This window comes from Chryseobacterium sp. KCF3-3, from assembly GCF_045865955.1.
Lineage (GTDB): Bacteria > Bacteroidota > Bacteroidia > Flavobacteriales > Weeksellaceae > Chryseobacterium.
In genome coordinates, this window is record NZ_AP035792.1 from 2,923,641 (window position 1) to 2,936,485 (window position 12,845).

14 protein-coding genes are annotated in these 12,845 nt (G+C 36.7%); 1 reads left to right on the plus strand and 13 read right to left on the minus strand.

What is annotated here, in order from left to right; translation table 11 throughout:
- Nucleotides 1-10: 10 nt before the first annotated feature.
- Nucleotides 11-895: a transketolase gene (locus tag ACKTTZ_RS13215; protein WP_407849157.1), complete on the minus strand. Its 885-nt coding sequence runs from the start codon at nt 893-895 to the stop codon at nt 11-13.
- Nucleotides 896-972: 77 nt separating this feature from the next.
- Complete coding sequence (locus ACKTTZ_RS13220; protein ID WP_407845779.1) at nt 973-1,491, minus strand: hypothetical protein; 519 nt, start codon at nt 1,489-1,491, stop codon at nt 973-975.
- A 338-nt stretch (nt 1,492-1,829) separates the two neighbouring features.
- Between ACKTTZ_RS13220 and ACKTTZ_RS13225 the strand changes: the two genes are divergently transcribed.
- Nucleotides 1,830-4,067: a reprolysin-like metallopeptidase gene (locus ACKTTZ_RS13225; protein ID WP_407845780.1), complete on the plus strand. Its 2,238-nt coding sequence runs from the start codon at nt 1,830-1,832 to the stop codon at nt 4,065-4,067.
- A 73-nt stretch (nt 4,068-4,140) separates the two neighbouring features.
- Here the strand turns inward: ACKTTZ_RS13225 and ACKTTZ_RS13230 are convergent, their stop codons facing one another.
- The 11 genes from ACKTTZ_RS13230 to ACKTTZ_RS13280 form a co-directional block, all read right to left on the minus strand.
- Complete coding sequence (locus ACKTTZ_RS13230) at nt 4,141-5,700, minus strand: sodium:solute symporter (RefSeq protein ID WP_034697004.1); 1,560 nt, start codon at nt 5,698-5,700, stop codon at nt 4,141-4,143.
- A 185-nt stretch (nt 5,701-5,885) separates the two neighbouring features.
- Nucleotides 5,886-6,173: a GNAT family N-acetyltransferase gene (locus ACKTTZ_RS13235; protein ID WP_171006298.1), complete on the minus strand. Its 288-nt coding sequence runs from the start codon at nt 6,171-6,173 to the stop codon at nt 5,886-5,888.
- A 1-nt stretch (nt 6,174) separates the two neighbouring features.
- Complete coding sequence (locus ACKTTZ_RS13240) at nt 6,175-6,570, minus strand: OsmC family protein (protein WP_407845781.1); 396 nt, start codon at nt 6,568-6,570, stop codon at nt 6,175-6,177.
- Nucleotides 6,570-6,788: a (4Fe-4S)-binding protein gene (locus tag ACKTTZ_RS13245; RefSeq protein ID WP_034697006.1), complete on the minus strand. Its 219-nt coding sequence runs from the start codon at nt 6,786-6,788 to the stop codon at nt 6,570-6,572. The genes ACKTTZ_RS13240 and ACKTTZ_RS13245 overlap by 1 nt, the downstream gene beginning before the upstream one ends.
- Nucleotide 6,789: 1 nt before the next feature.
- A complete protein-coding gene (locus ACKTTZ_RS13250; protein WP_034697007.1) occupies nt 6,790-7,368 on the minus strand; it encodes a TMEM175 family protein in 579 nt (192 codons plus the stop codon).
- A complete protein-coding gene (locus ACKTTZ_RS13255; RefSeq protein WP_079240613.1) occupies nt 7,369-7,899 on the minus strand; it encodes an NADPH-dependent FMN reductase in 531 nt (176 codons plus the stop codon).
- 22 nt (nt 7,900-7,921) lie between these two features.
- A complete protein-coding gene (locus tag ACKTTZ_RS13260) occupies nt 7,922-8,821 on the minus strand; it encodes a pirin family protein (RefSeq protein WP_034697009.1) in 900 nt (299 codons plus the stop codon).
- 58 nt (nt 8,822-8,879) lie between these two features.
- The gene (locus ACKTTZ_RS13265; protein ID WP_034697051.1) at nt 8,880-9,191 is read right to left on the minus strand and encodes a GNAT family N-acetyltransferase; all 312 of its coding nucleotides are present in this window, start codon (nt 9,189-9,191) and stop codon (nt 8,880-8,882) included.
- Nucleotides 9,192-9,345: 154 nt separating this feature from the next.
- Nucleotides 9,346-10,221 (minus strand): pirin family protein, encoded by an 876-nt coding sequence (locus ACKTTZ_RS13270; RefSeq protein WP_407845782.1) that lies wholly within the window; start codon nt 10,219-10,221, stop codon nt 9,346-9,348.
- Between the two features lie 101 nt (nt 10,222-10,322).
- Entirely contained in the window at nt 10,323-11,726 is a 1,404-nt protein-coding gene (locus tag ACKTTZ_RS13275; RefSeq protein ID WP_034697011.1) for an MFS transporter, read from the minus strand.
- 139 nt (nt 11,727-11,865) lie between these two features.
- Nucleotides 11,866-12,708, minus strand: coding sequence for a hypothetical protein (locus ACKTTZ_RS13280; RefSeq protein ID WP_034697012.1), 843 nt, complete (start codon nt 12,706-12,708; stop codon nt 11,866-11,868).
- Nucleotides 12,709-12,845 lie beyond the last annotated feature (137 nt).

Consider the following 12,845-nt stretch of genomic DNA (forward strand, 5'->3'; position numbering starts at 1 on the left):
TGTTAAGATATTAGTAATCAGCCGGAGCTTCTAGGTATAATTGCTTGATAGCTGTTTCCAACTGCTCGTCATTAGGAGCTTTACCATGCCATGCATGAGATCCCATCATATAATCCACTCCGTACCCCATTTCTGTATGAAGAAGAATTGCTACCGGTTTTCCTTTTCCGGTTTCTGTTTTTGCTTTCTCAAGGATTGCAATCACAGCTTCAAGATCATTACCATTCTTTTCCTCTAAAACAATCCATCCGAATGCTTCCAATTTAGCATGAAGATTTCCTAAGCTTAATACATCATCTGTATCACCATCAATCTGGCGACCGTTGTAGTCAATAGTAGAAATGATATTATCTACCTTTTTAGCAGAAGCATACATCAATGCTTCCCAGATCTGACCTTCCTGAAGCTCACCGTCTCCGTGAAGAGAGTAAACAAGAGACTGATCACCATCTAATTTTTTACCCTGAGCTACTCCAAGTGCTACAGAAAGTCCTTGTCCAAGAGAACCTGAAGCGATTCTGATTCCCGGAAGTCCTTCATGAGTTGTTGGGTGCCCCTGTAATCTTGAATCTAATTTTCTGAAAGTGCTCAGCTCTTCCACTGGGAAGAAACCAAATCTTGCTAAAGTAGAGTAGAATACCGGAGAAATGTGTCCGTTTGATAGATAAAAATGATCTTCATTTTTACCTTCCATTGTGAAAGGAAGTTTATAGTTCATCACTTTCCCATAAAGGGCTGTGAAGAATTCTGTACAACCTAAGCTTCCACCAGGGTGTCCTGAATTTACAGCATGAACCATTCTTAAAATGTCTCTTCTGATCTGCGTAGTAAGAGTTTTTAACTCTTCGATACTTTTACTCATTATATCTGATTTATTTGCATGCGAATTTACAATTTTTTACCGGCTTATGGAAATGCAAAAATCCGGATATAAAACCCCGGATTTTGATTGAATTGAATATTTTTCTGCTTTTAACAGCCTTCATTGAGATAAACTGAGATTTCTGTCACGATATTATTAACAAATTTAAAGCTTAGTAGTGTTCCTGCCTGGCTGTCTTCAATATTAAAATAGCCGGAATCTTTAATCGGTTTACCATTGGAATCCCAATCCGGGCGTACACTGAAGTTAGTATAATTTCTATAAGCATTAATCAGATCATCTCTTGTACTTCCTACCCCAATTCCGCTTTTGGTTTTAAATTTTTTACTCATTGTTGTCATATAGGTAATGGAAGGAACACTTGGATTGGCTTCATTGATGTAATTGTCAAAAAGATCAATCTGGATGGTCTCCCCATTATACTTTACCATATTTTTTTTCTCTCCATTTGAGTTGACCAATTTTGTTCCTGCAATTTTTTCTGCTTCAACCTTGGGCATAAAGACTTTAAATGGTCCGATTCTTAAGGTTGATACTTCAAAATTTTCCTGAGCATTCATAAAACTAAATGTCAATAGAAATGTAAAAATCGTGATAATTTTTTTCATAGTTTTTTAATTTTTGTTTTTTTTTATTTCGATGATTTTAAAAATTAATTTATATCATTCGTGTCAAAGATAATTAAAATACAAAAGTCTATAAAATCAGTTATTTAGACAAAGACAAAAAAATGAAAAATATTTATTAACGGTAATGCTTTGTGGTAGCAGGATCATTGGCTTTTTACTATTAAACATCGCTTTTTTTTGAATTTTAGTTTGTGATAATTAGATTAATTTAACTAATTTTATAATTCAAATAATTATGAATTATAAACCTTTAACGAATTATTTTTTTTGTTTTTGGTTATAATATTTGAATTAGTAAAAATTACATACCATTATATATGAAAATTAAACAATTATTTTATCTGGGGATATTTATTATATCCGTTTCCTCAGGGAAAGCACAGGACTTTTTTACGGTAATCAGTGAGAGGTCCATCAAAGCAGATCCGAAAAACAGAACTGTACAACCGGAAAAGTCACTTACCTACACCTTGGATGTGGCCGGAATGAAAAGTTATTTCAATTCTGTCCCGGAACTGAAAGACAGTGACCGCAAAGAAAATGCTCCGATTATTGTTCTTCCAATGCCAGATGGTACGAAAGCAAAATTCAGAATCTGGAAATCTTCAGTGATGGCTCCCGAATTGGCCAGCAAGTTTCCTCAGATTGTCACTTTTACAGGACAGGGAATTGATGACAAGTATGCAACCCTAAAACTTGATTTTACAGAACTAGGTTTCCATGCACAGATAAAATCTTTGGTAGCAGGTGACTCTTATATTGATCCTTATGCAAAACAGGATGTCAACAATTATATCATTTATAAAAAAAGTGATTTGATTGATAAAAATCCAAAATCCTGCGGAGTGAAGGATGAAGAAGATTCTTCATTAGCAAAAAAAAACGCTCAAAAAACCGTAGCTCCAAGCGTAGGAACTCAAATTAGAGTTTTCAGATTTGTAGTGGCCTGTACCCATCAGTATGCAATTGCTGCAACGGGTTCAGCAACACCTACAGTGGCCCAGACACTTTCAGCTATTGTAACCTCTGTAAACAGAGTAAATGGAGTATATGAACAGGAAGTTGCTTCAAGATTGGTATTAGTAGGTACTGAAACCAATGTGATCTTTACAAGTGCTGCTACAGATCCTTTTACAGGAAATGACAGTGCCGGAACATTAATTAACGAAAGCCAGACTCAGATTGACTTACTGATAGGAAATGCCAATTATGATATCGGACATACCTTCAGTACCGGAGGCGGTGGATTAGCAGGATTAGGAGTAATCTGTAACAACTCCAATAAAGGAAGAGGAATTACCGGTTCACCTAACCCGGTTGGTGATCCTTATGATATTGATTATGTTGCCCATGAAGTAGGACATCAGTTTGGAGGTCCACATACTTTTAATGCAACTACCGGAAGCTGTGGAGGAGGAAACCGTAGTGCTGCCAATGCTGTAGAACCTGGAAGCGGAATTACTATTATGGCTTATGCAGGGATTTGTGGAAGTGTAAACAACTTAGCCCCTAACAGTATCCCTACTTTCCATACTAAATCATATCAGTCTATCACCACAAAAGTTCAGTCAACAACTTGTCAGGTGACACTTCCCAGCAATAATTTCGCTCCTACAGTAAACGCGGGAGGAGATTATACTATTCCTAAAAGTACACCGTTCAGATTGGAAGGATCTGCTACAGATTTAGATAACAATCCTCTTACTTACAGCTGGGAACAGAATGATGTAGGACCTGCGGGTGACTGGAATGCACCAACATTAAATGCACCTCTGTTCAGATCATACGTACCTGTAACCGTTCCTTACAGATATTTCCCAAAACTTACGGATGTAATTAATGGTACAGTATCCAAAGGAGAAGTTAGACCTTCTTATGCAAGAACAATGGAGTTCAGACTGACGGTGAGAGATAATAATGCGGGTTGTGCGGGGGTAGCCAATGATGATGCTATCATTACCGTTGATGGAAATTCCGGACCTTTTAACGTAACTGCGCCTACTACAGCGGTAAACTGGGCTGGTAATTCTACTCAAACAATCACATGGGATGTAGCCAATACTACTGCATTCCCGGTGAATGCTGCTACTGTAAATATTTATCTTTCTACAGATGGTGGGCTTACCTATCCTACGCTGATTCTGGCTTCCACTCCGAACGATGGTTCTGAAGCGGTGACCATTCCTAACGTAAATACTACACAGGCAAGAATTATGGTGGCTGCAGAAACGAATGTTTTCTACAACATTAATCCAATCAACTTTACCATTACCCAAACATTAGGCGTGAATGAAACCGCTGCCAATAAAGATGTATTTGTGGTATATCCTAATCCAAGTAAAGGATTACTGAATGTGAAATTTACCAATTCAAATGAAGTGTATGATATTACAGTATATGATGTAAGCGGAAAATTAGTATTCACTCAGGCAAATAACAAACTGAATCATGATAAAACAGGTACTTTTGACTTGTCACACCTTGTTCAGGGAGATTATCTGATTAAAGTTAAATCTAAGAATTTAGAGAAAACAATCAAATGGATTAAGGAATAATCTATTGCATTGATTCAAATAAGAAAAGGCTGTCTTCAATAGAGGACAGCCTTTTTTTGTAATGTATGTTGTTTTAAACAACTCTTAAATGTTGTTTGTTTTTTACCAGCCACAGACCAATGAAAGTAAGCAATCCGTTTAAAACAATTAGCTCTACACCAATTTTATAATCCGTATAAGTTGTAACTGCCGTATTGATGAAGTAAGTCAATACCGGTGCTAAAAGGGTAACTGTAAGAATTGAGTATTTTCTGGAAATCTGAAACTTGGTGAAAATCCCAAAAGCGAATAGTCCTAGAAGCGGTCCGTAAGTATATCCTGCAATTTCCATGATCAGATAGACGATAGATTTATCATTCAATGCTTTGAAAACCATAATCAGAATAAAGAAAACTACCGTGAAAATCAAATGTACTTTCATACGAAGGCGTTTCTTTTCTTTTTCAGTTTTGGTTTTGTCTTCATTAAGGTTTAATAAATCTACACAATATGAACTTGTTACAGCTGTTAAAGCACCATCAGCAGAAGGGAATAAGGCTGAAATTAATCCAATAATGAAAATAACAGAAATAGCCATCGGGAAATATCCCTGAAGCGATAAAGCCGGGAAAAGATCGTCACCCATTACGTTTTTAATATTCCCAGTTGCATCTTTAAATCCGAAAATATTCGTTACTGTTTCAGCGTTTATTGTTCCATATTCTGCACCATGCTGTATTGCGAAAAGATAAAGTAATCCTCCCAGGAATAAGAAGGCAAGGTTCACAATAAGAAGTGTTCCTGCAAAAGTCAACATGTTTTTCTTTGAATTCTTAAGATTATCCACAGAGATATTTTTCTGCATCATTTCCTGATCCAATCCTGTCATGGCAATGGTAATAAAAATTCCGCCCAGAATGGTTTTCAGGAAAAAGGTTTTGGAATTAGGATCAAAATTGATGAAATGAGTATAGTTTTTCTGTTCAAGAATCGTGTAAGCTTCTCCAAATGATAAATTCAGGTTGGATAAAATATAAACAATACAAGCTACAAGACTGATGATCATAAAAGAAGTCTGCAGCGTATCTGTGATGACAATGGTCTTTACTCCGCCTTCAAAAGTATACAGAAGTACCATTAGCAGAAGAACAAGAGAAGTTACCCAGAACGGAACTCCCAATCCTTCAAGTAAGAATATCTGTAAAACGTTAACCACCAGATATAATCTTGCGGTAGCTCCAATTGCTCTTGAAATAATAAAAAAGATAGAACCTATTTTATGCGCTTCCACATTGAATCTTTTTCCCAGATAGGTATAAATAGAAGTCAGATTCATCTTGTAGTAAAGTGGTAATAATATCGCTGCCACAATGAAATATCCGATGAAGAACCCGATTACCATCATATAGTACTCAAAACCTCCGTAAATATATTCGGAGCCTGTCATTTTTCCTACCGTTCCCGGAACGGAAATAAAAGTAACCCCACTTAAGCTGGTTCCTATCATCCCGAATGCTACGAGCCACCATTTACTCTTTTTGTTACCGATAAAAAAAGACTGGTTATCAGAATTCCGGCTGGTGAAATAAGAAATCACCAAAAGACCGATAAAATAGACGAAAACAAATAGCAAAAGGATAGTTCCTGGATTCATGCTTGATTTTTAAATTTTAGCAAATATATAAAAAAGATCAGTCGTGAATCGTGAATTTAAAATCCTGTTGGTTTCAAAATAAATTGTGATGGTTAATTTACTTGTAAGCAGTGATTTCCTTTAAAAACAAAAACCTTCCAGAGATTGCTCTGAAAGGGTTGTATGGTAAGGATAGAATACAGTGACTAATTCACCAAAACATCCTGAAGTTCTTCACTTTTCTGAAAACTTGCTTTAGCGAAAGGGCAGAGGGGAATAATCTTCTTATCATTTTTTCTGGCAAAATCTACGGCTGCCAGAAGCATTTCCTTGCCTACACCTTTTCCGTTGTAAGCTTCTTCCACCTCAGTGTGGTCTATAATAAATCTTTCTTCTCCTGCCCAGGTATAGGTCATCATTCCTGCGCGTCTTCCATCTATGAAAGCTTCAAAACTTCCGTGTTTTTCGTCGTTGTTTTGTTTTACTTCGATCATGTTATGAGAATTTAGTTAGTATTTCTATGTCGTTGGTTAATATTTTATGAACAGGACATGCATCCGCAATGGTGTGCAGTCTTTTATGCTGCTCATCATCCAGAATACCTTCAAAGCTGATGTCTCTTTTGAAGACGGCTCTTTTTGTTAATGGAAAATTTTCAAGCTCTACTTCTACATTGATGTTTTCCACATCCCATTCTTTTCTTTCAATATACATTCTCAAGGTAGCTGCTGTACAGCTTGCCAGTGATGTGGCCAGAATTTCCATAGGATTAAGACCTTTGTTCTGTCCGCCTTTATCAATCGGTTCATCCGTAATGATTGTATTCTCGCCGGCTGTTACCTCTGTATAATATTTTGTTTTTCCTAAACTTGCTTTTACCGTTACCGCCATTATTTTGCTGTATTGAATTTATAACTTAATGCACCTGAAGGGCATAGGTCGATCTGATTTTTAAGTTCTTCGGGGCTTGCGTTTTCTGCTTTTATCCAAGGTCTTTCTTTAGGATTGTAGACTTTGGGAAGTGTTTTCACACATACGGCAGAGTGGATGCATTTCTGAGGCTGCCAGATGACAGTAATGTTTCCGTTAGGATATTCGTGTGTTTCCATATCAATTTTCTTTTAATGTTTTTTCGATTCTTCTGTCCGGAATCAGCCATATAAGAGCCACGATATAATAAAAACCTATGGCAATATAAGGATAAAAAAATGAAGTAGCGATTCCCAGGACATAAAATACAATGGAGATATACTCTTTATATTTCGAATGAATAGCTTCCTTTAGCTTTGAATCTTCTCCTTCGCACCTGATAATCAAATGCTCCAGAATGGTGTAGGCAATAGCTGACATAATAAGCCCGATACCATAGACAGCAACAGGATTTTTTGCAAAATTCGTAGTTCCGATCCATTCTGTGGCAACAGGCATCAGAGAAAGCCAGAACAGAAGGTGAAGATTAGCCCAAAGAATGCTGCCATTTACTTTCTTTACCGTCTGAAACAAATGATGATGATTGTTCCAGTAGATTCCTACATAAATAAAACTGAAAATATAAGCCAGAAATTTAGGAAGAAGAGGTTTGACACTGGCCCAGCTATTTCCTTCAGGTACTTTCAGTTCAAGTACCATAATGGTGATAATAATAGCAAGGACACCATCACTGAACGCCTCCAGTCTTCCTTTATTCATTTACTTTACCTGATTTTTAAAGTTTTGTATCTTCCCTTTCAGATCATTCAGCATATCAGGATTAATAACTCCGCTTTCCATATCAAAGTTTTCATAAAACTTGGGTAGAGAAAAAGTGTCCTTGATATCTGCTGCAAACTGAGGAAAAAATGTTTTTGCCGTATTCATCACATTTCCGCCTCCGTAACCTCCGGGAGAGGTGCTCATCAGAAGCATGGGTTTATTCTGAAATACTTTTACATTAATCCTTGAAGACCAGTCAAAGACATTTTTAAAGGCTGAACTGTAAGAACGGTTGTGTTCTGCAAGAGAGCAGATGATTACATCACATTCCTCAATCACTTTTAAAAACTGATGCGCTTCATCCGGAAACCCTTTCTTTTCGAGATCCACAGAAAAAACGGGCATTGTGAAATCGTTGAGGTCTATCAGATTGATTTCTTCGTCCTGAAAATCTTTCAGAACAAATTTTACCAGTTCTCTGTTGATAGAAGTGGAAGACGTACTTCCGGCAAATGCTAATATTTTCATGGCTGATAAATCTGGTGTGAAGTTATTTTCTGTTTAAAATAGCCTTAGGCAGCGGAACGTATTCATTTTCATCGCCAGGAACCAAAGGAAATGCTTCGTGATTCTGGTCATTCCAGTTTACCTTTGCCTGATCGATTAATTCTTTATCAGAGTTAACAAAATTCCAGAATATAAAACGTTCTTCATCGAATGGCTCGCCACCGAAAAGATAAACTGTTCCGTTTTCACTCATCTCAAATTCGCAAAGCTTGGTATCTTTAGCAATCATCAGCTGTTTTGAACCATAAGAATTTCCGTCTGTGGTTACCGTTCCATCCAGAACATACATGGCTGCTTCTCCATAAAGATCTTTCCCGATGCTGATTTTCTTTGCTTCTTTTGTTTTGATCTCAATGAAAAATAACTTACTATGTACCGGAACTGCAGACGTTCTTCCGAATGCTTCACCGGCAATTAATTTATACTGAATACCATCTTCTTCCCACACCGGAATTTCATCCGCTTCAATATGATGGAAAGTAGGCTCAGACTGCTCAAGGTGTTTTGGAAGACCAACCCAGATCTGGAATCCGTGAAGTCTTTTATCACTGTGTCTTAAATATTCAGGTGTTCTTTCTGAATGTACAACTCCTTTTCCGGCAGTCATCCAGTTAACAGCACCCGGTTTTATTTCTACAGCACTTCCAATACTGTCTCTGTGGAAAATAGAGCCTTCCAGCAGATAAGTTAATGTAGATAAGCCGATATGCGGATGAGGAGGAACATCAAGATTCTGATAATCTTTTAATTCTGAAGGTCCCATGTGGTCAATAAAAACGAAAGGTCCAACGGCTCTTTTTTCACGGAAGGGAAGTAGTCTTCCCACCAGGAAGTTTCCGATATCTGCTGCTTTTTCTTCAATAATAAGTCCAATATTTGACATGATGATGTGATACTTTTTAAAATGTTATTTAAATAAATTGATGAGTCGTGATGAAGGTTTACAGTTTGTCATATCCTTCAAATCTCTCATCCACGATACGTTTCCAGTCAGGATGTTTCTTAATAAAAGCGAAAACATAAGGACAGAAAGGAAGAAGTTTTTTTCCACTTTCTTCAATAAAATTCAAAGTTTTCTCTACTACCGCTGCTGCGGCACCTGTTCCGGCTAATTCCGGTTCTGCTTCAGTATGAATCAAAGAAATCTGATGCAAGGTTTCACGGTAATCAATAAATGCAAAATGTCCGTTGAATTCTATTTCAAATCTTTTTTCGGCTTTTACAAGAGGTATATTTTCAAATTCTGGTTTCATAATATTTTGCATTAAGGGTGTCCGGTTTTTTTTAAAACAGGATTTTGTTCATTATGACAGTTAAACCTTACAGGTTTTTAAAACCTATAAGGTTTGCCATTATATAAAGTTAATAAAAAAAGGAATAGTCAAAGATTAAGATAAATTTAATTCTTTAATCTTCCAGATATCCGAATTTTCCGGTATTAAAATCTTCAAAAGCCTGCATGATTTCTTCTCTGGAATTCATCACAAAAGGTCCGTGAGGATAAATAGGTTCGTTGATAGGCTCACCGCTGATAATTAAAACAACTGCATCTTCTTTTGCCTCGATGGTGAATGTTTCACCTTCATTTTTAAACAAAGCAAAATGATCTGCTTTAATGGTGTCTTCTCCGTTAATGATCATACTTCCTTCAATCACCAAAGCTGCCGTATTGAAATGAGCCGGAAAACTAAATTCAGCTTTTCCTCCAGTTTTAAGTTTGGCATTCATCATATGAACTGGTGTGAAAGTACTGGCAGGCCCTTTGTGGCCATTATACTCTCCGGCAATTACTTCTATAAAACCATTTTCATCCAGATCCACTCGTTCCATTTTGGAATTTTCTATAGCCTGATATTTTGGGCAGCTCATTTTATCCTTTGCAGGAAGATTCACCCAAAGCTGAACCATCTGAAAAATTCCTCCTTCTTTTGCCCATTCGGTTTCATGATATTCTTTATGAAGAACTCCTTTAGCGGCAGTCATCCACTGAACATCACCTTCTCCGATCACACCGCCGCCGCCAGCGCTGTCATGGTGCTCTACTTTTCCGCTATATGCTATGGTTACTGTTTCAAAACCTCTGTGCGGATGCACTCCCACACCTCTTGGTGTCTCTGATCCGTTGAAATGAAATTTTGAATTGTAATCCAGCATAATAAACGGATCCATTCTTTTCATATCCAATCCAGGTACTCCCGGAATGAAATTGTGAACCCTGAATCCATCACCTACGAAGTGCGCAGGTTTTGGAGATACTACGATTTCTATTTTTTTAGTTGCCATCACATTGTTGATTTATGTAAACAAAATTACCATTGTTATATGCGAAAAGCATTGATCTGTGTTAAGTTCGTAGGAAGGGATGAAACTGTGATCTGATCTATTTAATCTTCCTTCGACTTCATATTCTTTCCATCCGAAATATGCAGTCTTCTAAACACGAATCCGGATAAAATCGTTAATATACCTACTGTGAGAAAAGTATATCGGAATGCATTGTGGATCTCTCCTTTGATCAGATCTGTATTTTCAAATAGCTTTAAAACAATAAGTCCGAAGGCAATTCCAAAACCGATTGCTAATTGTTGATTGACCGAGATTAATGAATTTCCACTACTGGTTTGAAAGTTTCGAAGATCAGCAATAGAAATGGTGTTCATGGAGGTGAACTGTATCGAGTTGAAAAAACCTAATACAGCAATAATAGGAACAAACCAGTATAGGGAAGTATGAATGTTAGGGATGGCAAGAAGGCATATCAGAGTTCCGATGATGAAGGTGTTTACCATTAAGGTCTGACGGTAGCCGTATTTATCTAAAATCTTAATAACTGATGATTTCCCGAAGATAGCTGTCAAAGCCATAGGAGCGATGATCCAGCCTGAGGTTACTGCAGATTGTTTGTAGGCGATCTGAATCATCAGCGGAAGCAATAACGGAACTGAACTGATTCCTAATCTGGTAGCTAGATTTCCTACAATACCTACCCTGAAAGTTCTTACCTGAAACAAGTTTAAAGGAAAAATAGGATGTCCTCCCTTTTTTGCATGTTTGTAATAATAATAAAGGAATAAGAACCCAAGGATAAAGACTACAAGAACCGGCGTAATATTCTGCATGTCTCCAAAAAGTTCCAATGAAACGGAAAGCAGGAGAGAAGCAGCGGCAAAAATTAAGAATCCTTTTAAATCGAAATCAACATCATCTGATTTATAATTGGGCATAAATTTTAATCCTAAAAGAATTCCCAGCACTCCAATCGGAATATTGATCAGAAATATCCAGTGCCATGAAAGATAATCTACCATATAGCCGCCTACCAAAGGCCCGAGTACTGGCCCGATAAGTGCCGGGATAATGGCAAAGTTCATGGCTTTGAGCAGTTCATTCTTGTCAAATGTTTTGATGAGTGCCAGCTTCCCAACGGGGGTCATCAGACTTCCTCCCACTCCCTGAACGACCCTTGAAATTACCAAATGGGTAAGATTTTGAGACATGGAACAAAACAGTGAGCCTAAACTGAATAGCACTAATGAAAATATAAATACTTTTTTTGTTCCAAACCGGTCTGCCAGAAATCCGCTGGCTGGCATAAAAACAGCTAATGTAAGAACATAACTGATGATGGCGTTCTGCATATTAAGCGGAGATTCTTTCAGGTCTTTTGCAATAGAAGGCAGGGAGGTGTTCAGAATCGTAGAATCCAGCATCTGCATGAAAATAGCAGTGGCCAGAATTAAGGGAAGGATTTTCTTTATGGATGTCTTTTGTGGGCTTGCTTCTGTCATTTTGTATAGGCTGGACATAGAAAATATCCAGGCTTATTTTTATTTGAAGAACTTGCTTGCTTTAAGCGGTCTGATCCTTAGATCATGAAATCCATATAAAATTAAAAAAGTCCTGCGAGATTTCACAGGACTTTTTGATTTATTTTCTAGGTTTTTCTACTCCTTTCCATTCATCACCAGCTTTTCTATACTGGCTTAAGGTGAAAGTTTTGAAATCCTTTGTTTTATATTCGATGTTATCGGTATTCTGCTCGAACGGCATGATGTAGTAGTATTCAATGTCCGTTTTATCAGATTTGTTCCCTTTTTTTACGGAAGGAACATATTTTGAGAATTTATAGCTTGGAAGATATTGTTTCAATCTTGTGTAGAAAGCTTTGTCTTCTTTTTCGCTAGGGATGATATCTACAATATTCAGATCATCTTTTTTCTTGTCAATCCAAAGATAATAGGTCTTTTCTTCTCCTATATTTCTGTTGAATGAGTTGAAAGCAAATAATTCCTTCGGTACAAGTTCTTTGATTTTCTCCGGATCAACCTTCGTATAATACTGACCTTTTGAAGGATCTACATACGTTTCAAGGTTATACATTAATACAGAATTGTTCTCGAATTTTTTATTTTTAAAATATTGATTTAAAGATAATTCTGCAGTTGCTCTCAGCTCTTTCCCTCTTGCATCCAGTTTTTTTGTCGGATTCTGAGGGTTTACATATTTTACAAATTCATATAAAACAACAGGTTTAATGTCTTTAAGGTGAGGATAAGTTTTCAGTTGCTCTGCCTTTACAAGCCAATAGAATTGTTGATAATAGTCATCCTTATCTTGGTCTTTCACACTCTTATAAGCCAAAGCAAGCTTCTTTGAATTCAGATATTTGCCATATTTTCCTTGTCCAAAAGCAAAACTTATGGCTAATAAGGCAAATAAAACAGTAAGGTTTCTTCTCATTTTTTTATAATTGATATTTTCGTTTTCCAAATATAATTATTTATTAGATATTATTTTGGATTGTGAGTTAAATTATGCCATATTGTTATTGTTAATTCAAGAAAAAATCCTGTATTGCTACAGGATTGATAAATTATAACTGAGGGAGTTATATGTTTGAATGAAAA

What these genes read in the sequence shown, in the direction of transcription:
- ACKTTZ_RS13275 (WP_034697011.1), bottom strand. Translation starts at nt 11,726, where the DNA reads ATGACAGAAGCAAGCCCACAAAAGACATCCATAAAGAAAATCCTTCCC.
- ACKTTZ_RS13245 (WP_034697006.1), bottom strand. Translation starts at nt 6,788, where the DNA reads ATGGAAACACACGAATATCCTAACGGAAACATTACTGTCATCTGGCAG.
- ACKTTZ_RS13220 (WP_407845779.1), bottom strand. Translation starts at nt 1,491, where the DNA reads ATGAAAAAAATTATCACGATTTTTACATTTCTATTGACATTTAGTTTT.
- ACKTTZ_RS13240 (WP_407845781.1), bottom strand. Translation starts at nt 6,570, where the DNA reads ATGGCGGTAACGGTAAAAGCAAGTTTAGGAAAAACAAAATATTATACA.
- ACKTTZ_RS13230 (WP_034697004.1), bottom strand. Translation starts at nt 5,700, where the DNA reads ATGAATCCAGGAACTATCCTTTTGCTATTTGTTTTCGTCTATTTTATC.
- ACKTTZ_RS13270 (WP_407845782.1), bottom strand. Translation starts at nt 10,221, where the DNA reads ATGGCAACTAAAAAAATAGAAATCGTAGTATCTCCAAAACCTGCGCAC.
- ACKTTZ_RS13255 (WP_079240613.1), bottom strand. Translation starts at nt 7,899, where the DNA reads ATGAAAATATTAGCATTTGCCGGAAGTACGTCTTCCACTTCTATCAAC.
- ACKTTZ_RS13235 (WP_171006298.1), bottom strand. Translation starts at nt 6,173, where the DNA reads ATGATCGAAGTAAAACAAAACAACGACGAAAAACACGGAAGTTTTGAA.
- ACKTTZ_RS13250 (WP_034697007.1), bottom strand. Translation starts at nt 7,368, where the DNA reads ATGAATAAAGGAAGACTGGAGGCGTTCAGTGATGGTGTCCTTGCTATT.
- ACKTTZ_RS13260 (WP_034697009.1), bottom strand. Translation starts at nt 8,821, where the DNA reads ATGTCAAATATTGGACTTATTATTGAAGAAAAAGCAGCAGATATCGGA.
- ACKTTZ_RS13225 (WP_407845780.1), top strand. Translation starts at nt 1,830, where the DNA reads ATGAAAATTAAACAATTATTTTATCTGGGGATATTTATTATATCCGTT.
- ACKTTZ_RS13265 (WP_034697051.1), bottom strand. Translation starts at nt 9,191, where the DNA reads ATGAAACCAGAATTTGAAAATATACCTCTTGTAAAAGCCGAAAAAAGA.